Here is an 18,658-nt window from a genome sequence, read left to right on the forward strand (position 1 = left end):
AGATAAAGCAGCAGAAGTAATCCCATGATTCATTAGGTATTTTGAATATATCGCCTTTGGATTGATTATTTTTTGATATGAGTAGAACTTTTACCCATATATAAATAAAGGTTTTTCCAGTGAACGGGGAATGGATATTTTATATGAATTAATTGCTAAAAATATGCGGCGTTAATATGTCGTAAATGTAATTAAAGACGAGGGCGAGGCGGCGGACAAACAATAAAAAAGCCGGTCAGGAAACCTGACCGGCTTTTTAGCAGTGCATCAACGATTAATCGTTGTCAGAACCGCCAAGGCCTGCGTTCAGCAGTTCTGCCAGGTTGGCAGACGCTTCTTCTACGCTCACCTGCGGTGCAGCTGGCTGTTCGCCCGCTGCGCGACGGCGCATACGATCCTGGTGGTACGCATAACCGGTACCCGCCGGGATCAGACGACCCACGATGACGTTCTCTTTCAGACCGCGCAGTTCGTCGCGTTTGCCCGCAACAGCTGCTTCGGTCAGCACGCGAGTGGTCTCCTGGAACGATGCCGCGGAGATGAAGGACTCGGTTGCCAGAGACGCTTTGGTGATACCCAGCAGGTCGCGGGAATAGGTTGCCGCAACTTTGCCATTCGCTTCAAGCTCGCGGTTAGCGATCTTAACGCGGGAGTATTCAACCTGCTCGCCTTCGAGGAAGTCGGAGCTACCAGCACTTTCGATGGTCGCTTTACGCAGCATCTGACGAACGATAACCTCAATGTGCTTATCGTTAATCTTAACGCCTTGCAGACGGTAAACGTCCTGAACTTCGTTGGTGATGTAACGCGTTACCGCGTGCACGCCACGAAGACGCAGAATGTCGTGCGGTGCTTCCGGACCGTCGGAAACCACGTCACCACGTTCTACACGTTCACCTTCGAACACGTTCAGCTGACGCCATTTCGGAATCATCTCTTCGTACGGTTCGCTACCGTCTACCGGGGTGATAACCAGACGACGTTTCCCTTTGGTTTCTTTACCGAAGGAAATGATGCCGCTGATTTCAGCCAGGATTGCCGGCTCTTTCGGACGACGTGCTTCGAACAGATCCGCAACGCGCGGCAGACCACCGGTGATGTCCTTGGTACCGCCGGATTCCTGCGGAACACGCGCCAGGGTGTCACCAGAGCTGATCTGTACGCCATCTTCCAGCTGAACAATCGCTTTACCCGGCAGGAAGTACTGAGCAGGCATATCGGTGCCTGGGATCAGAACGTCGTTGCCCTGAGCATCAACAATTTTCAGCGCCGGACGCAGATCTTTACCACCTGCGGTACGTTCTGCAGAATCCAGAACCACCAGCGAAGACAGACCGGTCAGCTCGTCGGTCTGACGAGTAATGGTCTGGCCGTCGATCATGTCAGTGAAGCGGACGAAACCACTCACTTCGGTGATAACCGGCATGGTATGCGGATCCCAGTTTGCAACGGTTTCACCGCCGGCAACCTGTTCGCCATCGCCTTTCGCCATAACGGAGCCGTAAGGCACTTTATAGCTTTCTTTCGTACGGCCGAATTCGTCGATCAGTTTCAGCTCGGTGTTACGAGAGGTGATAACCAGTTTACCGCTGGAGTTCACAACCGACTTCGCGTTGCTCAGACGGATGCTACCTTTGTTTTTCACCTGGATGCTGGATTCAGCAGCCGCACGAGATGCCGCACCACCGATGTGGAACGTACGCATCGTCAGCTGTGTACCCGGCTCACCGATGGACTGTGCCGCGATAACGCCGATAGCCTCACCTTTGTTGATGATGTGGCCACGCGCCAGGTCACGACCGTAGCAGTGCGCACATACACCAAAGTCGGTGTCACAGGATACAACGGAACGAACTTTGACAGAGTCAACGGAGTTCTCTTCCAGCAGGTCACACCAGTGCTCATGCAGCAGCGTGTTGCGTGGAACCAGAATGTCCGCGGTGCCCGGCTTCAGAACGTCTTCAGCAGTCACACGACCCAGTACGCGATCGCGCAGCGGCTCTTTAACGTCGCCACCTTCGATAACCGGCGTCATGGTGATGCCTTCCAGGGTACCGCAGTCGTCTTCAGTGACGACCAGGTCCTGGGCAACGTCAACCAGACGACGAGTCAGGTAACCGGAGTTCGCTGTCTTCAGTGCGGTATCCGCCAGACCTTTACGCGCACCGTGGGTGGAGATGAAGTACTGGAGTACGTTCAGACCTTCACGGAAGTTCGCGGTGATCGGCGTTTCGATGATGGAGCCATCCGGCTTCGCCATCAGACCACGCATACCAGCCAGCTGACGAATCTGTGCTGCAGAACCACGCGCACCGGAGTCGGCCATCATGTAGATGCTGTTGAAGGAAACCTGCTGCTCTTCCTGACCGTCACGGTTAATCACGGTTTCAGTTTGCAGGTTATCCATCATCGCTTTGGATACACGATCGTTCGCCGCAGCCCAGATATCGATAACTTTGTTGTAGCGTTCGCCCGCGGTGACCAGACCAGACTGGAACTGTTCCTGAATCTCAGCAACTTCCGCTTCCGCTTCGCTGATGATTTCGTATTTTTTCTCCGGGATGACCATGTCATCGATACCAACGGATGCACCTGAACGCGCTGCATAAGCAAAGCCGGTGTACATCGTCTGGTCCGCAAAAATAACGGTCGGTTTCAGGCCCAGAATACGGTAACAGGTGTTCAGCATCTTGGAGATTGCTTTCTTACCGAGCGCCTGGTTCACGATAGAGAACGGCAGACCTTTCGGTACGATCATCCACAGAATGGCACGGCCAACGGTCGTGTCTTTCAGGCTGGTCTTCGCGACGAATTCACCATTGTCGTCTTTTTCGTATTCGGTGATACGCACTTTAACGCGCGCATGCAGAGAGGCCAGACCGGCGCGATAAATACGCTCCGCTTCTTTCGGGCCAGTCAGCACCATGCCTTCGCCTTTGGCGTTAACACAGTCGCGGGTCATGTAGTACAGACCCAGTACAACGTCCTGAGACGGAACGATGATTGGTTCGCCGTTCGCCGGGGACAGGATGTTGTTGGTAGACATCATCAGCGCACGCGCTTCCAGCTGGGCTTCCAGCGTCAGCGGTACGTGAACAGCCATCTGGTCACCATCGAAGTCGGCGTTATATGCCGCACAAACCAGCGGGTGCAGCTGAATGGCTTTACCTTCGATCAGAACCGGTTCGAATGCCTGGATACCTAAACGGTGCAGGGTTGGTGCACGGTTCAGCAGTACCGGGTGTTCGCGGATAACTTCGTCCAGGATATCCCAAACGACGGCTTCTTCGCGCTCAACCATTTTCTTAGCGGCTTTGATGGTGGTGGCCAGGCCACGCAGTTCCAGCTTGCCGTAGATGAACGGTTTGAACAGCTCCAGCGCCATTTTCTTCGGCAGACCGCACTGATGCAGACGCAGGTATGGACCTACGGTGATAACAGAACGACCGGAGTAGTCAACACGCTTACCGAGCAGGTTCTGACGGAAACGACCCTGTTTACCTTTGATCATATCGGCCAAAGATTTCAGAGGACGTTTGTTAGAACCGGTGATCGCACGACCGCGACGACCGTTATCCAGCAGGGCGTCAACCGCTTCCTGCAGCATACGTTTTTCGTTGCGTACGATGATGTCCGGCGCAGCCAGATCCAACAGACGTTTCAGACGGTTGTTACGGTTAATGACGCGACGATACAGATCGTTCAGGTCAGAAGTCGCAAAACGGCCGCCATCGAGCGGAACCAGCGGACGCAGATCTGGCGGCAGAACCGGCAGAACGGTCAGGATCATCCATTCCGGCTTGTTGCCAGACTGAACGAACGCTTCCAGCAGCTTAATGCGCTTGGTCAGCTTTTTACGCTTGGTTTCGGAGTTGGTTTCGTTCAGCTCTTCACGCAGCTGTTCGCATTCCTGCTCCAGATCCATATTGCGCAGCAGCGCCTGGATCGCTTCCGCACCCATTTTCGCGTCGAATTCGTCACCGAACTCTTCCAGCGCATCCAGGTACTGCTCTTCAGTCAGAATCTGGTTGCGTTCGAGGTTGGTCATGCCACCTTCGATAACCACATAGGATTCAAAGTACAGTACACGTTCGATATCGCGCAGCGGCATATCCAGCAGCAGGCCGATACGGGACGGCAGCGATTTCAGGAACCAGATGTGTGCCGTCGGACATGCCAGCTCGATGTGGCCCATGCGCTCACGACGCACTTTAGTCTGGGTCACTTCAACGCCGCACTTCTCACAGATCACACCGCGGTGTTTCAGGCGCTTGTACTTACCGCACAGGCACTCATAGTCTTTTACTGGCCCGAAAATACGAGCACAGAACAGACCGTCACGCTCAGGCTTGAACGTACGGTAGTTAATGGTTTCCGGCTTTTTAACTTCACCGAAAGACCATGAACGGATCATGTCTGGCGATGCCAGAGCAATTTTGATCGCATCAAACTCTTCGGTTTTAGTTTGCGCTTTCAGAAACTTTAATAAGTCTTTCACGGATTTGCTCCCGTCGGAGTTAGCACAATCTGGCGCCGGGTTTTACCCCGGCACCAGTGACCTGTTTGAGCGAGAGTTACTCGTCTTCCAGTTCGATGTTGATGCCCAGCGAGCGGATCTCTTTCAACAGTACGTTGAAGGATTCCGGCATGCCCGGTTCCATCTGGTGGTTGCCGTCCACGATGTTTTTATACATCTTGGTACGACCATTCACGTCATCAGACTTAACGGTGAGCATTTCCTGCAGGGTGTAGGCCGCGCCATAAGCTTCCAGCGCCCACACTTCCATCTCACCGAAGCGCTGACCACCGAACTGCGCCTTACCACCCAGCGGCTGCTGAGTAACCAGGCTGTAGGAACCGGTGGAACGAGCGTGCATTTTGTCGTCGACCAGGTGGTTCAGTTTCAGCATGTACATGTAACCCACGGTTACCGGACGTTCGAACTGTTCACCGGTGCGGCCGTCAAACAGGGTGATCTGACCGGAAGTCGGCAGGTCGCCCAGCTGCAGCAGCTCTTTGATTTCAGCTTCTTTCGCACCGTCGAATACCGGCGTTGCGATCGGCATGCCTTTACGCAGGTTTTCAGCCAGACGCAGAACTTCTTCATCGCTGAAGGTATTCAGGTCAACTTTCTGGCGAACGTCAGCGCCCAGATCGTAAGCACGCTGGATGAATTCGCGCAGTTTCGCGACTTCTTGCTGCTGTTTCAACATGGCGTTGATCTTGTCGCCGATGCCTTTCGCAGCCATACCCAGGTGAGTTTCCAGGATCTGACCGATGTTCATACGAGACGGTACGCCCAGCGGGTTCAGTACGATATCTACCGGCGTACCGTTAGCATCGTGCGGCATATCTTCGATCGGGTTGATCTTAGAGATAACACCCTTGTTACCGTGACGACCTGCCATCTTATCACCAGGCTGGATACGGCGTTTAACGGCCAGGTATACCTTAACAATCTTCAGCACGCCCGGTGCCAGATCGTCGCCTTGAGTGATTTTACGGCGTTTCGCTTCGAGTTTTTTCTCGAACTCGTGTTTCAGTTCGTCATACTGCTCAGCCAGTTGCTCCAGCTGATTTTGTTTCTCTTCGTCGGTCAGGCCCAGTTCCAGCCAGCGATCGCGCGGCAGTTTGTCGAGCTTCTCAGCTTCAACGCCACCGGATACCAGCACCGCGTAGATACGACTGAACAGACCGGCTTCGAGGATCTGCAGTTCTTCAGACAGGTCTTTCTTCGCCTGCTTCAGCTGCATCTCTTCGATTTCCAGCGCACGTTTGTCTTTTTCTACGCCGTCACGGGTAAAGACCTGAACGTCGATAACGGTACCAGAGACACCGTTCGGCACGCGCAGAGAAGAGTCTTTAACGTCAGACGCTTTCTCACCGAAGATTGCACGCAGCAGTTTCTCTTCCGGCGTCAGCTGGGTTTCACCTTTCGGCGTTACCTTACCAACCAGAATGTCGCCGCCGGTCACTTCCGCACCGATATAAACGATACCGGACTCATCCAGTTTAGAGAGCGCAGCTTCACCCACGTTCGGGATGTCAGCGGTAATCTCTTCCGGCCCCAGCTTGGTGTCACGGGACACGCACGCCAGTTCCTGAATGTGGATGGTGGTGAAACGGTCTTCCTGGACAACACGCTCGGATACGAGGATGGAGTCTTCGAAGTTGTAGCCGTTCCACGGCATGAACGCTACGCGCATGTTCTGACCCAGCGCCAGTTCACCGAGGTCGGTGGACGGGCCGTCGGCCAGCACGTCGCCGCGCTCAATGGGTTCGCCCAGGGACACGCAAGGCATCTGGTTGATGCAGGTGTTCTGGTTAGAACGGGTGTACTTGGTCAGGTTGTAGATGTCGATACCTGCTTCGCCCGGGTACATCTCGTCTTCGTTAACTTTGATAACGATACGGGAAGCATCCACGTACTGAACGGTACCGCCGCGTTTAGCGACCGCAGTAACACCGGAGTCAACGGCAACAGCACGTTCCATACCGGTACCAACCAGCGGCTTATCAGCGCGCAGAGTCGGAACCGCCTGACGTTGCATGTTCGCACCCATCAATGCACGGTTGGCGTCATCGTGTTCCAGGAACGGGATCAGGGACGCACCGACGGATACCACCTGCTGGGTGGATACGTCCATGTAGTCAACCTGGTCGCGGCTGAACAAGCTGGATTCGCCTTTGCTACGGCAGGTAACCAGATCTTCAACAAAGTGGCCTTCGTCATCCAGGTTGGAGTTCGCCTGAGCGATGACGTAGTTACCTTCTTCGATGGCAGACAGGTAATGAATTTCGTCGGTAACCACACCGTCAGTCACTTTACGATACGGCGTCTCAAGGAAGCCATATTCGTTAGTCTGTGCGTACACGGACAGGGAGTTGATCAGACCGATGTTCGGACCTTCAGGCGTTTCGATTGGACATACGCGACCGTAGTGAGTCGGGTGTACGTCTCGAACTTCGAAGCCTGCGCGTTCACGGGTCAGACCGCCTGGGCCGAGTGCGGAGATACGACGTTTGTGCGTAATCTCAGACAGCGGGTTGTTCTGGTCCATAAACTGTGACAGCTGGCTGGAACCAAAGAACTCTTTCACTGCTGCGGAAATCGGTTTGGCGTTGATCATATCCTGAGGCATCAGGGTATCGAGATCGCCCAGAGACAGACGCTCTTTAACCGCACGCTCTACACGCACCAGGCCAACGCGGAACTGGTTTTCCGCCATTTCGCCAACGGAACGGATACGACGGTTGCCGAGGTGGTCGATATCATCGACTTCGCCTTTACCGTTACGGATATCGATGAGCTTCTTCATCACTTCGATGATGTCGTCTTTGCTCAGGATACCGGAACCTTCGATTTCGTCACGCAGCAGAGAACGGTTGAACTTCATACGACCAACCGCGGACAGATCGTAGCGGTCTTCGGAGAAGAACAGGTTCTCGAACAGGCTTTCAGCCGCTTCACGAGTCGGCGGCTCACCCGGGCGCATCATGCGGTAGATTTCTACCAGCGCGCTCAGACGATCGTTGGTCGGGTCGACGCGTACCGTTTCAGAAATGTACGGGCCGTGGTCCAGATCGTTGGTGAACAGCGTTTCGATACGCTTGTGGCCGGACTGGCTCAGCTTAGCCAGCAGATCCAGGCTCAGTTCCATGTTCGCCGGGCAGATCAGCTCGCCAGTCGCTTCATCGATATAGTCTTTAGAAGCGACTTTGCCCGCAATGTACTCAACCGGAACTTCGATATGTTTGATATCGTCTTTTTCCAGCTGGCGAATGTGGCGCGCAGTAATACGGCGGCCTTTCTCAACGTACACTTTACCGTTGGCTTCGATATCGAAGGAGGCGGTTTCACCGCGCAGACGCTCCGGTATCAGCTCCATCTGCAGCTTGTTGTCGCGAATTTCAAAGACCACTTTCTCGAAGAACAGGTCAAGGATCTGCTCAGTGGTGTAATTCAGCGCGCGCAGAATGATAGTTGCCGGCAGTTTACGACGACGGTCGATACGAACAAACAGGTTGTCTTTCGGGTCGAATTCGAAGTCCAGCCAGGAACCGCGGTAAGGGATAATACGTGCGTTATACAGGACCTTACCGGATGAGTGGGTCTTACCTTTGTCACTGTCAAAGAAGACGCCCGGGCTACGGTGCAGCTGAGAAACGATAACACGCTCGGTACCGTTGATAACGAAGGTACCGTTGTCGGTCATGAGCGGAATTTCGCCCATGTAGACTTCTTGTTCTTTAATGTCTTTAACGGTGCCTTCCGGCGCTTCGCGCTCGTAGATCACCAGACGCAGTTTTACGCGCAGCGGTGCAGAATAAGTCACGCCACGGATCTGACATTCTTTAACATCAAAAACAGGTTCGCCCAGACGGTAGCTGACGTATTGCAGCTCTGAATTACCGCTGTAGCTCTGAATCGGGAATACGGAACGGAAGGCTGCTTCCAGACCATACTGCCCTTCAGGATCTTGCTCGATAAACTTCTGGAACGAATCAAGCTGGATAGAAAGGAGATAAGGTATGTCCAGAACTTGTGGACGTTTACCAAAATCCTTACGAATACGTTTTTTCTCGGTATAGGAGTAAACCATAGGGTTCCTCAGCTCGCTGACAAGTCGACCCGTCTGCCTAAGTAAGGCAGTTTTTTATGCAACACTATTTTGTTGACCGGAAAATGGAACACTTTCCGCAATACCTGTTGCTATCACGCTTAAACCATTTCGTTGCGATTTACACAGCCCAGGAACCCTAACCTGTCGCAGTATATTAAGTCGTCGATAGAAACAAGCATTGTCAGGCAAACCAGCAGTCAAACAGTGTGAAATGCTACTGGCGCCTTACAGCGCAAAAAGGCTGGTGACTAAAAAGTCACCAGCCTCAGCCTGATTTCTCAGGCTGCAACCGGAAGGGTTGGCTTATTTAACTTCAACTTCAGCGCCAGCTTCTTCCAGAGATTTTTTCAGAGCTTCAGCGTCGTCTTTGCTGATGCCTTCTTTCAGTGCAGCCGGAGCAGATTCTACCAGGTCTTTAGCTTCTTTCAGACCCAGGCCAGTTGCGCCACGTACTGCTTTGATAACAGCAACTTTGTTAGCGCCAGCAGCTTTCAGAATTACGTCGAATTCAGTTTTTTCTTCAGCAGCTTCAACCGGGCCAGCAGCTACAGCTACAGCAGCAGCAGCGGAAACACCGAATTTTTCTTCCATTGCAGAGATCAGCTCAACAACGTCCATTACGGACATAGCGGATACTGCTTCAATGATTTGATCTTTAGTGATAGACATTTAAATTGTTCCTGAATATCAGAATAAGTTTATACGTAAGCGAATGCTTTATAAAGACAACTGCAATTAAGCAGCTTCTTTCGCATCGCGTACAGCAGCCAGAGTACGAACCAGTTTGCCAGCCGAAGCTTCTTTCATGGTTGCCATCAGGCGTGCAATTGCTTCTTCGTAGGTCGGCAGAGTTGCCAGGCGGTCGATCTGCGACGCCGGGATCAGCTCACCTTCAAAGGCAGCGGCTTTGACCTCAAATTTTGCATTCGCTTTCGCGAACTCTTTGAACAGACGAGCAGCAGCGCCCGGGTGTTCCATAGAGTATGCAATCAGGGTCGGACCAACAAACGTGTCTTTCAGGCACTCGAACTGAGTACCTTCAACGACGCGGCGCAGCAGGGTGTTACGAACAACACGCATGTATACGCCAGCTTCACGACCTGCTTTACGCAGTTCAGTCATTTTATCCACAGTTACGCCACGGGAATCCGCAACTACTGCAGACAGCGCACCTTTGGCTACTTCGCTGACTTCAGCAACAATCGCTTGTTTGTCTTGAAGATTTAAAGCCATTAGCTTTGCTCCTGGATGTTTGCCAGAGCTCATGCTCTGGAACTCACTTCACTCTATTCAACGAATAGAGCGTCTTAATACGGTGAGCAGAAACAAGCCAGAATATCCAAAAATAATCTTAGCGTTCTGTCACCGTCTACGCAGGGGATTAAGTCTCTTACGAGACTCCTGCGGTCTTCGACGGAGGCCTGGATAGGCCAGGCTCCAACGAACAAATTCTTCCTATGACTTCGTCCTTCGAACCGCAGCGGCGTTAGCTGCTCTCGTTCACACCGGTCATGTAGTTAACTACACTCCCGGTGATTCACTCGATTGCTGCCTTGCTGCAATTCAAATGACTCGCATAGCGTCTGTCTTATTGACAGAATCGTGGGGGTAAGATTGTAGACAAAATCACCGCCCACGTAAAGGCATTAGTTTGCAGAAGCGTTCAGGCCAGCCTGATCTACTGCAACACCTGCACCCATGGTGGTGGAGATGCTAACTTTCTTGATGTACACGCCTTTAGCCTGAGTCGGTTTTGCTTTTTTCAGCGCAACCAGCAGAGATTCCAGGTTTTCTTTCAGTTTGTCAGCGTCAAAGTCCACTTTACCGATGGTGGTGTGGATGATGCCGTTTTTGTCGTTACGATAACGAACCTGACCTGCTTTCGCGTTCTTAACCGCTTCAGCAACGTTAGGGGTTACGGTACCCACTTTCGGGTTTGGCATCAGGCCGCGCGGACCCAGAACCTGGCCCAGCTGGCCAACAACGCGCATTGCATCCGGAGAAGCAATAACAACGTCAAAGTTCATTTCGCCTTTCTTGATCTGGTCAGCCAGATCTTCCATACCTACCAGCTCAGCGCCTGCAGCTTTTGCAGCTTCAGCGTTTGCGCCCTGGGCAAATACGGCAACGCGAACAGAACGGCCAGTACCGTGCGGCAGTACAGTTGCACCACGTACGTTCTGGTCAGATTTACGAGCATCGATGCCCAGGTTTACAGCAACGTCAACGCTTTCAACGAACTTAGCAGTAGCCAGTTCTTTCAGCAGAGCAATGGCTTCGTTGATGTCGTACTGTTTAGTTGCATCAACTTTGTCACGAATCACGGACATGCGCTTGGTCAGTTTAGCCATTTCTTAGTCCTCCACTACCAGGCCCATGGAACGTGCAGTACCTTCGATGGAGCGAGTCATCGCTTCAATGTCGGCACCAGTCATGTCGGCAGCTTTGGTCTGCGCGATTTCCTGCAGCTGAGCGCGGGAAATTTTACCAACTTTATCTTTGTTCGGCTTACCAGAGCCGGACTTGATACCAGCCGCTTTTTTCAGCAGAACTGCTGCCGGCGGGGTTTTGGTAACGAAAGTGAAAGAACGGTCAGCGTAAACGGTGATAACAACCGGGATTGGCAGACCTTTTTCCATGGATTCAGTTTTTGCGTTGAACGCTTTGCAGAATTCCATGATGTTAACGCCCTGCTGACCCAGTGCTGGACCAACCGGCGGACTCGGGTTTGCCATACCAGCTGCAACCTGCAGCTTGACGTAGGCTTGTACTTTCTTAGCCATTCTTAAATCCTCAAATTGGGTTATAGCGCTTCAGAGAAGCTCCCCGTGATAAACATCGTTTTACGGGCCAGGCCCATAAAAACAAAAGGCGCGAAATTGTATGCCAATTTCGCGCCCTATGCAACGATTAAATCGCTGCTTTTTTGATCGCCGGCTTACGCCTTCTCAACCTGACCGAAGTCCAGTTCTACCGGAGTCGCACGACCGAAGATAGAAACGGAAACTTTCAGGCGGGACTTTTCGTAGTCCACTTCTTCAACGACGCCGTTAAAGTCAGCGAACGGACCATCGTTGACACGAACCATTTCGCCCGGCTCAAACAGCGTTTTCGGACGCGGCTTATCGCCAACCTGCTGCAGACGGTTCATGATGGCGTCAACTTCTTTGTCGCTGATCGGCGCCGGACGGTCGGAAGTACCGCCGATGAAGCCCATCACACGCGGTACGCTGCGCACCAGGTGCCAGCTCGCGTCATTCATGACCATCTGAACCAGAACGTAGCCTGGGAAGAATTTACGTTCGCTTTTGCGACGCTGGCCGCCACGGATTTCAACCACTTCTTCGGTTGGAACCATGACTTCGCCAAACAACTCTTCCATGTTGTGTAATTTGATATGTTCACGCAGCGAAGTAGCTACGCGACCTTCAAAACCGGAAAACGCCTGAACGACGTACCAGCGCTTTTTAGGAGCTTCAGACATCTCAGAACCTCAGGCCAGTGATAAAGGAGACCAGGCGAACCAGAATACCATCCAGTCCCCACAGGATCAGTGACATTACTGCAGTCACGGCAGCAACAATCAGCGTAGTATGCAGCGTTTCCTGGCGAGTCGGCCAAATCACTTTACGCACTTCGGTTCGCGCTTCGCGAGCAAAAGCAACGGTCGCCTTACCTTTCGTCGTCAACAGCGCGACGCCACCGGCAGCAGCAATAAGAATAACCACGGCCAGCGCACGCACCGCCAGCATAATGTCGCGATAAAGGAAGTTGCCCACGATCGCCACGATCAGCAGCACGGCAACGATAATCCACTTCATCGCTTCCAGGCCGCGCCCGCTCCCTTGAGCTTCGGTATTCGCACTCATAAACCAACCTGTCAGAAGTATTCTACAAACAATTTCACCCCGCGGGGGCGAGGCGATCCAAACCGAAATTAAGTTTCGGATTATACACAGAACGCGTTCAAACTGCTTCAACGCTGGCAGTTCTGTCGCCCCTGCCCTGCTATTGCAAAGAAGAACGCTGACTTGCCGTCGCGCTACCGCTCGAATGGTTTGGTGTATAAACGCCCTCTTCAGAGCCTGTCTCAGCAATGATTATGACAAAAAAAATCACTGATGAGCCAGGTTCTGGTATGAAAGCGTGCAAAAAGGGCATCAAATGATGCCCTTTTATTGCGCATTGCGTCAAATGTTATCAGCGATTAGCTGAGAACTTTAGCAACCACGCCCGCGCCAACGGTACGACCGCCTTCACGGATTGCGAAACGCAGACCATCGTCCATCGCGATCGGGTGGATCAGGGTAACAACCATTTTGATGTTGTCGCCCGGCATTACCATCTCTACGCCTTCCGGCAGTTCGATGGTACCAGTCACGTCAGTAGTACGGAAATAGAACTGCGGACGGTAGCCTTTGAAGAACGGAGTATGACGGCCGCCTTCGTCTTTGGACAGAATGTACACTTCAGATTCGAACTTGGTGTGCGGCTTGATGCTGCCCGGCTTAGCCAGTACCTGACCACGTTCGATTTCTTCACGTTTGATACCACGCAGCAGAACACCTACGTTCTCACCAGCACGGCCTTCGTCCAGCAGTTTGCGGAACATTTCAACGCCAGTACAGGTGGTTTTCGCGGTTTCTTTGATACCAACGATTTCAACTTCTTCACCGACTTTAACGATACCGCGCTCTACACGACCGGTAACAACGGTACCACGACCGGAGATGGAGAATACGTCTTCGATCGGCAGCAGGAACGGCTTGTCAATCGCACGCTCTGGTTCCGGGATGTAAGAATCCAGGAAGCCTGCCAGTTCGATGATTTTCGCTTCCCACTCTGCGTCGCCTTCCAGCGCTTTCAGAGCAGAACCACGGATGATCGGAGTGTCGTCGCCCGGGAAATCGTACTGAGACAGCAGCTCACGAACTTCCATCTCAACCAGTTCCAGCAGCTCTTCGTCATCAACCATGTCGCATTTGTTCAGGAACACGATGATGTACGGAACGCCTACCTGACGACCCAGCAGGATGTGCTCACGAGTCTGCGGCATCGGGCCGTCAGTCGCAGCAACAACCAGGATCGCGCCGTCCATCTGCGCAGCACCGGTGATCATGTTTTTAACATAGTCGGCGTGGCCCGGGCAGTCTACGTGCGCGTAGTGGCGAGTCGGGGTGTCATATTCAACGTGGGAAGTGTTGATGGTGATACCACGAGCTTTTTCTTCCGGTGCGTTATCGATCTGGTCGAATGCGCGAGCAGCACCGCCGTAGGTTTTAGCCAGTACGGTAGTGATTGCAGCGGTCAGCGTTGTTTTACCATGGTCAACGTGGCCGATAGTACCGACGTTAACGTGCGGTTTTGTACGTTCAAACTTTTCTTTAGACATCGATTGTCCCTCTAAGACACGGATAAATCGGTGATATCACCACATCAACCAGGCAACATGCCCGACTTGTTGAATGCAATAAACAGAGAGAAACAGGGAAGGAGAGATAAAGAAGTGGTGCTGATACCCAGAGTCGAACTGGGGACCTCACCCTTACCAAGGGTGCGCTCTACCAACTGAGCCATATCAGCACGTCTGGAGCGGGCAGCGGGAATCGAACCCGCATCATCAGCTTGGAAGGCTGAGGTAATAGCCATTATACGATGCCCGCATCCTGAAACTCGGCTACCCAGTTCTTTCTGTCACAAAAAAGAGATTGCTCTCTTTAATGTTGAGCTGATTAGTTTACCCAACCAACTCCGGCTACGCAAAGCGTCGCCAGAAAGTGGTGGTGGGGGAAGGATTCGAACCTTCGAAGTCGATGACGGCAGATTTACAGTCTGCTCCCTTTGGCCGCTCGGGAACCCCACCCAAATTGTTATGGTGCCGACTACCGGAATCGAACTGGTGACCTACTGATTACAAGTCAGTTGCTCTACCTACTGAGCTAAGTCGGCATCAAGTAGCGCGCATTCTAGGGAGAGGAGCGAGTTCATGCAACTAAAAATTTGCATAAAACGTTCTCTTGCTCACATTTTGTGCTCTTCCGCGGAAAAATGGTGTAATTTCAAACAGCGGAGTGCAAATATTCGCCAGGAAATCGGCTCGTCAGCCTCTTTCGGGCATGGTCTGTCACCGAGAACACTCTCCGACAGCTGACAGAAAGATATACAGCCCATTAGCGCTTATCCCATCAGCAACGCACATCCTTTACCCAGAATAAGAAACTTATTCATCTCTTGTGATGCTGACACGAGAATGCAGCATTCAATGAGTTTTTTTCTTATTATTCCCGGCTATCTGGTGTTACCCTCCTGCCCATTGTCCTGATTAACTCGTGTGAAGCATCGCCGTTTCGACGTATTCGGTGATGGTAAGAACATGCTTATGAGCCAAAAAGAGCAGACGTTAATGACACCGTACCTACAATTTAACCGCCACCAATGGGCTGCACTTCGTGATTCTGTCCCGATGACGTTAACCGAGGATGAAATCACGCGGTTAAAAGGCATCAACGAAGATCTCTCTCTGGAAGAGGTTGCTGAGATCTATTTGCCACTGTCGCGTTTGCTCAATTTCTATATCAGTTCTAACCTGCGTCGTCAGGCTGTCCTCGAACAATTTCTTGGCACCAATGGTCAACGAATTCCCTATATCATCAGCATTGCTGGCAGTGTTGCGGTAGGAAAAAGCACCACAGCCCGTGTACTGCAGGCCTTGCTTAGCCGTTGGCCAGAGCACCGCCATGTTGAACTCATCACCACTGACGGATTTTTGCACCCTAACTCGGTATTGAAAGAACGCGGGTTAATGAAGAAGAAAGGCTTTCCGCAGTCCTATGATATGCATCGACTGGTGAAGTTTGTCTCCGACCTTAAATCAGGTGTACCGCAGGCAACCGCACCGGTTTATTCCCATCTGATTTATGATGTTATTCCAGACGGCGACAAAACCGTCGCACAACCGGATATTTTAATTCTTGAGGGGCTCAACGTTCTGCAAAGTGGAATGGATTATCCGCACGATCCCCATCATGTATTTGTATCCGATTTTGTCGATTTTTCTATTTATGTCGATGCACCGGAAGAATTATTGAAAAGCTGGTATATCAACCGTTTTCTCAAATTCCGTGAAGGGGCGTTTACCGATCCTGACTCCTATTTCCACAATTACGCAAAGCTGTCTAAGGAAGAAGCGGTAGATATTGCCACCTCGCTATGGAATGAGATTAACTTAATGAATCTCAAGGAAAATATACTACCAACCCGTGAGCGCGCCAGCCTGATTATGACCAAAAGCGCCAATCATTCTGTGAATCAGGTACGCTTACGTAAATAAAGCAAAGGGAGCCGAAGCTCCCTTTTTTATTCTGCGCTGCGCAATGATATTTCACCGCCAACCCAGGCTTTTATCACTCCATCCTGTTCCAGCAATAGTGCACCCTGCGCGTCAATGCCTCGGGAAATTCCATAGATCTCTTTATCACCGATAATGAGTTTTACCGGACGATGAATAAAGTTATCCAGTTTTTCCCAGCGCGGCAGATAGGGCGCTAACCCTTCCTGCTCGAACAGTTCGAGGCCCAGACGTAGCTCTTTAATCAGGCGCGCGGCGAGGAGGTTGCGATCGATGATAACCCCCGCTTCCTGAAGGCTTATCCAGCCCTGATTGACGACGTCAGACTCCACGCGACGCATAACAAGATTAATACCCGCGCCGCTAACGATTAATGCGGCATCGCCCGTTTTCCCGGTCAGTTCCACGAGGATCCCTGACAGTTTACGATCTTGCAGGTAAATATCGTTTGGCCATTTCACCCGTACCTGATCGGCCCCGAGCTGCTGCAGAACTTCAGCAATCACGATACCAATTACCAGGCTAAGTCCAATAGCCGCTGCCGGCCCCTGCTCCAGGCGCCAGAACATCGAGAGATAAAGATTGGCGCCAAAGGGCGAGAACCATTTTCTACCTCGCCGTCCTCGCCCAGCCTGCTGATATTCAGCCACACAGGCATCCCCGGATGTCAGCTCATCAAGCCTGTCCAGTAAATATTGGTTAGTGGAGTCAATCACGGGGAGAACCGTCACTCGGCCATGTTCGATCTGTTGGGAAATCTTTTTCTCATCCAACAGATGAATGGGCTCTGGCAGGCTATAACCCTTACCTGGCACAGTAAACACATCGACGCCCCAGTCGCGTAAGGTCTGGATATGCTTATTAATCGCCGCCCGGCTCATACCTAACTGCTCACCAAGCTGTTCACCTGAGTGGAACTCGCCATCAGCCAGGATAGAAATCAACGTTAAGGGAATTGTATGGTCTTTCACGCAATGCTCTCCTCTGCGTTGACTTCACCATGCGTTCCAATGAAGCGCACCTCGGGCTGAAGCCATACATCGAATTTCTCACCCACCTGCTGGCGAACGTAATGGGCTAGTTTTACCACGTCCTCGCTGGTCGCTCGATCTTCATTAATGAGTACCAGGGCCTGTTGTCGATGGACAGCCGCGCCGCCAATGCGTTGCCCTTTGAGCTGACATTGATCGATTAACCAGCCCGCGGCCAGCTTGACGGTGCCGTTTGCCTGCGGATAATGCGGCGCCTGGGGGAATTGCGCCAGCAGCGCTTCAGCAACCTGAGCGCTGACGATCGGGTTCTTAAAGAAGCTTCCGGCATTGCCGTTAATCTTTGGATCCGGCAACTTAGTCATTCGCATATGACAAACGGAATCGAATACCTGCTGTGGGGTGACGGTCTGTGGATCAAGACGCGTTAAATCACCATAGCTCAGCACCGGCTGCCATACTTTCGCCAACGATAATCCAATCGCGACGATGGCGTAGCGATCCTGATATTCATGTTTGAAGATGCTGTCGCGATAGCCAAAACGGCATTCCTCTGCTGAAAGACGTTCCTTACGACCCGTTTCCAGCTCGATGCAGTCAACATATTCGCAAACCCGCTGCAGCTCGACACCGTAGGCGCCAATATTCTGGATCGGCGAAGACCCTGCGCATCCAGGGATCAATGCCAGGTTTTCCAGTCCTGGCATCGCATGCTGTAGCGTGAACTGCACCAGTTGATGCCAGTTTTCACCAGCACCGACGTGCAAGCACCAGGCTTCCGGGGTTTCGCTCACCTCGATCCCCATAATCCGGTTGATGATCACCGTACCGGCATAGTCGTTCAGAAACAGAACGTTACTGCCTTCCCCAAGAATCAGCGTGGGCTGACCTTCTGCGACAGCAGTTTGCCAGGAGCTTAATAACTGCTGCTCAGTTTCGGCGCGTACAATCGTCTTGGCGGAGCGCTCAATGCCAAAGGTATTCCAGGGTTTGAGGGAGTGGTTCATAGTGGCTTCCTGATGCAAAATCGGCGTTAGTTTACCGTATCTGGCGGGGGAAGGCTTGCCCGATTGCAGGGGCAATGATGTTGCAGGGCGTTATCGGGCTGCGCGGTCAGCAAATGCCTGAGGATCCGTATCCCCGGTCAGTGCAGCGCCACCGGGGAGATATGCCCGCACAGCAAAAAACCCGCACCTTTCGGCACGGGGTTCTTGTTAAAACGCAAAAACAAAAAGCTCAGTCTTTCGACTGAGCTTTCTGCTTTATTTGATGCCTGGCAGTTCCCTACTCTCACATGGGGAGACCCCACACTACCATCGGCGCTACGGCGTTTCACTTCTGAGTTCGGCATGGGGTCAGGTGGGACCACCGCGCTGTCGCCGCCAGGCAAATTCTTTGTGCTCAGTACGCAATTCTTTATCGCATCAGCTGCGTTGCCTGCGCTCGTAAAGTCAGTCACATACTTCAGTATGCTCCTTCCTTTCCTTCGCTTGCCGCCTTGCTGCTGCGCAAATTATTGCGTACTCAACTCTGAATCTAAGCTGAAAATTCTCTCAAATCGCCAAAACATCTTCGGCGTTGTAAGGTTAAGCCTCACGGTTCATTAGTACCGGTTAGCTCAACGCATCGCTGCGCTTACACACCCGGCCTATCAACGTCGTCGTCTTCAACGTTCCTTCAGGAGACTTAAAGTCTCA

At 52.2% G+C, this 18,658-nt stretch carries 12 protein-coding genes, 4 tRNA genes and 2 rRNA genes; 1 reads left to right on the forward strand and 17 read right to left on the reverse strand.

Annotated features, from left to right (window positions below; all coding sequences use genetic code 11):
* Nucleotides 1-274 precede the first annotated feature (274 nt).
* From rpoC to CWM57_RS26455, 13 genes are all read right to left on the reverse strand, one after another.
* Complete coding sequence (rpoC, locus tag CWM57_RS26385; RefSeq protein WP_061156159.1) at nucleotides 275-4,498, reverse strand: DNA-directed RNA polymerase subunit beta'; 4,224 nt, start codon at nucleotides 4,496-4,498, stop codon at nucleotides 275-277.
* A 76-nt stretch (nucleotides 4,499-4,574) separates the two neighbouring features.
* Entirely contained in the window at nucleotides 4,575-8,603 is a 4,029-nt protein-coding gene (gene rpoB, locus CWM57_RS26390; RefSeq protein WP_061156160.1) for a DNA-directed RNA polymerase subunit beta, read from the reverse strand.
* A 324-nt stretch (nucleotides 8,604-8,927) separates the two neighbouring features.
* Nucleotides 8,928-9,293 (reverse strand): 50S ribosomal protein L7/L12, encoded by a 366-nt coding sequence (rplL, locus tag CWM57_RS26395; protein WP_002884142.1) that lies wholly within the window; start codon nucleotides 9,291-9,293, stop codon nucleotides 8,928-8,930.
* Nucleotides 9,294-9,359: 66 nt separating this feature from the next.
* Nucleotides 9,360-9,857, reverse strand: a complete 498-nt coding sequence (rplJ, locus tag CWM57_RS26400; RefSeq protein ID WP_001207203.1) for a 50S ribosomal protein L10 — start codon at nucleotides 9,855-9,857, stop codon at nucleotides 9,360-9,362.
* 413 nt (nucleotides 9,858-10,270) lie between these two features.
* On the reverse strand, nucleotides 10,271-10,975 hold the full coding sequence (gene rplA / locus CWM57_RS26410) for a 50S ribosomal protein L1 (protein ID WP_061156161.1): 705 nt from the start codon (nucleotides 10,973-10,975) through the stop codon (nucleotides 10,271-10,273).
* A 3-nt stretch (nucleotides 10,976-10,978) separates the two neighbouring features.
* The gene (gene rplK, locus CWM57_RS26415) at nucleotides 10,979-11,407 is read right to left on the reverse strand and encodes a 50S ribosomal protein L11 (RefSeq protein WP_008808007.1); all 429 of its coding nucleotides are present in this window, start codon (nucleotides 11,405-11,407) and stop codon (nucleotides 10,979-10,981) included.
* A 155-nt stretch (nucleotides 11,408-11,562) separates the two neighbouring features.
* Nucleotides 11,563-12,108 (reverse strand): transcription termination/antitermination protein NusG, encoded by a 546-nt coding sequence (nusG, locus tag CWM57_RS26420; RefSeq protein ID WP_007665882.1) that lies wholly within the window; start codon nucleotides 12,106-12,108, stop codon nucleotides 11,563-11,565.
* 1 nt (nucleotide 12,109) lies between these two features.
* Nucleotides 12,110-12,493 carry a preprotein translocase subunit SecE gene (gene secE, locus CWM57_RS26425; RefSeq protein WP_002883772.1) on the reverse strand — a complete coding sequence of 128 codons (384 nt, stop codon included), beginning with the start codon at nucleotides 12,491-12,493 and terminating at the stop codon, nucleotides 12,110-12,112.
* 338 nt (nucleotides 12,494-12,831) lie between these two features.
* Entirely contained in the window at nucleotides 12,832-14,016 is a 1,185-nt protein-coding gene (gene tuf / locus CWM57_RS26435; RefSeq protein WP_061153133.1) for an elongation factor Tu, read from the reverse strand.
* A gap of 115 nt (nucleotides 14,017-14,131) precedes the next feature.
* Nucleotides 14,132-14,207: transfer RNA gene (locus CWM57_RS26440), tRNA-Thr, on the reverse strand.
* A 5-nt stretch (nucleotides 14,208-14,212) separates the two neighbouring features.
* Nucleotides 14,213-14,287, reverse strand: a tRNA-Gly gene (locus CWM57_RS26445).
* Nucleotides 14,288-14,402: 115 nt separating this feature from the next.
* Nucleotides 14,403-14,487 (reverse strand) — tRNA-Tyr (locus CWM57_RS26450).
* Nucleotides 14,488-14,497: 10 nt separating this feature from the next.
* Nucleotides 14,498-14,573, reverse strand: a tRNA-Thr gene (locus CWM57_RS26455).
* Between the two features lie 430 nt (nucleotides 14,574-15,003).
* Between CWM57_RS26455 and coaA the strand changes: the two genes are divergently transcribed.
* A complete protein-coding gene (gene coaA / locus CWM57_RS26460) occupies nucleotides 15,004-15,954 on the forward strand; it encodes a type I pantothenate kinase (RefSeq protein ID WP_012543215.1) in 951 nt (316 codons plus the stop codon).
* 26 nt (nucleotides 15,955-15,980) lie between these two features.
* Here coaA and birA read toward each other — a convergent pair whose 3' ends face one another.
* The 4 genes from birA to CWM57_RS26480 form a co-directional block, all read right to left on the reverse strand.
* Nucleotides 15,981-16,943: a bifunctional biotin--[acetyl-CoA-carboxylase] ligase/biotin operon repressor BirA gene (birA, locus tag CWM57_RS26465; protein ID WP_074387394.1), complete on the reverse strand. Its 963-nt coding sequence runs from the start codon at nucleotides 16,941-16,943 to the stop codon at nucleotides 15,981-15,983.
* A complete protein-coding gene (murB, locus tag CWM57_RS26470) occupies nucleotides 16,940-17,968 on the reverse strand; it encodes a UDP-N-acetylmuramate dehydrogenase (protein ID WP_100632265.1) in 1,029 nt (342 codons plus the stop codon). The genes birA and murB overlap by 4 nt, the downstream gene beginning before the upstream one ends.
* 264 nt (nucleotides 17,969-18,232) lie before the next feature.
* Nucleotides 18,233-18,348 (reverse strand): 5S ribosomal RNA (gene rrf, locus CWM57_RS26475).
* A gap of 195 nt (nucleotides 18,349-18,543) precedes the next feature.
* Nucleotides 18,544-18,658, reverse strand: a 23S ribosomal RNA gene (locus CWM57_RS26480); the annotation flags it as partial.

This window comes from Klebsiella sp. G-Nf4 (genome assembly GCF_002810615.1).
Taxonomy (GTDB): domain Bacteria; phylum Pseudomonadota; class Gammaproteobacteria; order Enterobacterales; family Enterobacteriaceae; genus Klebsiella; species Klebsiella variicola.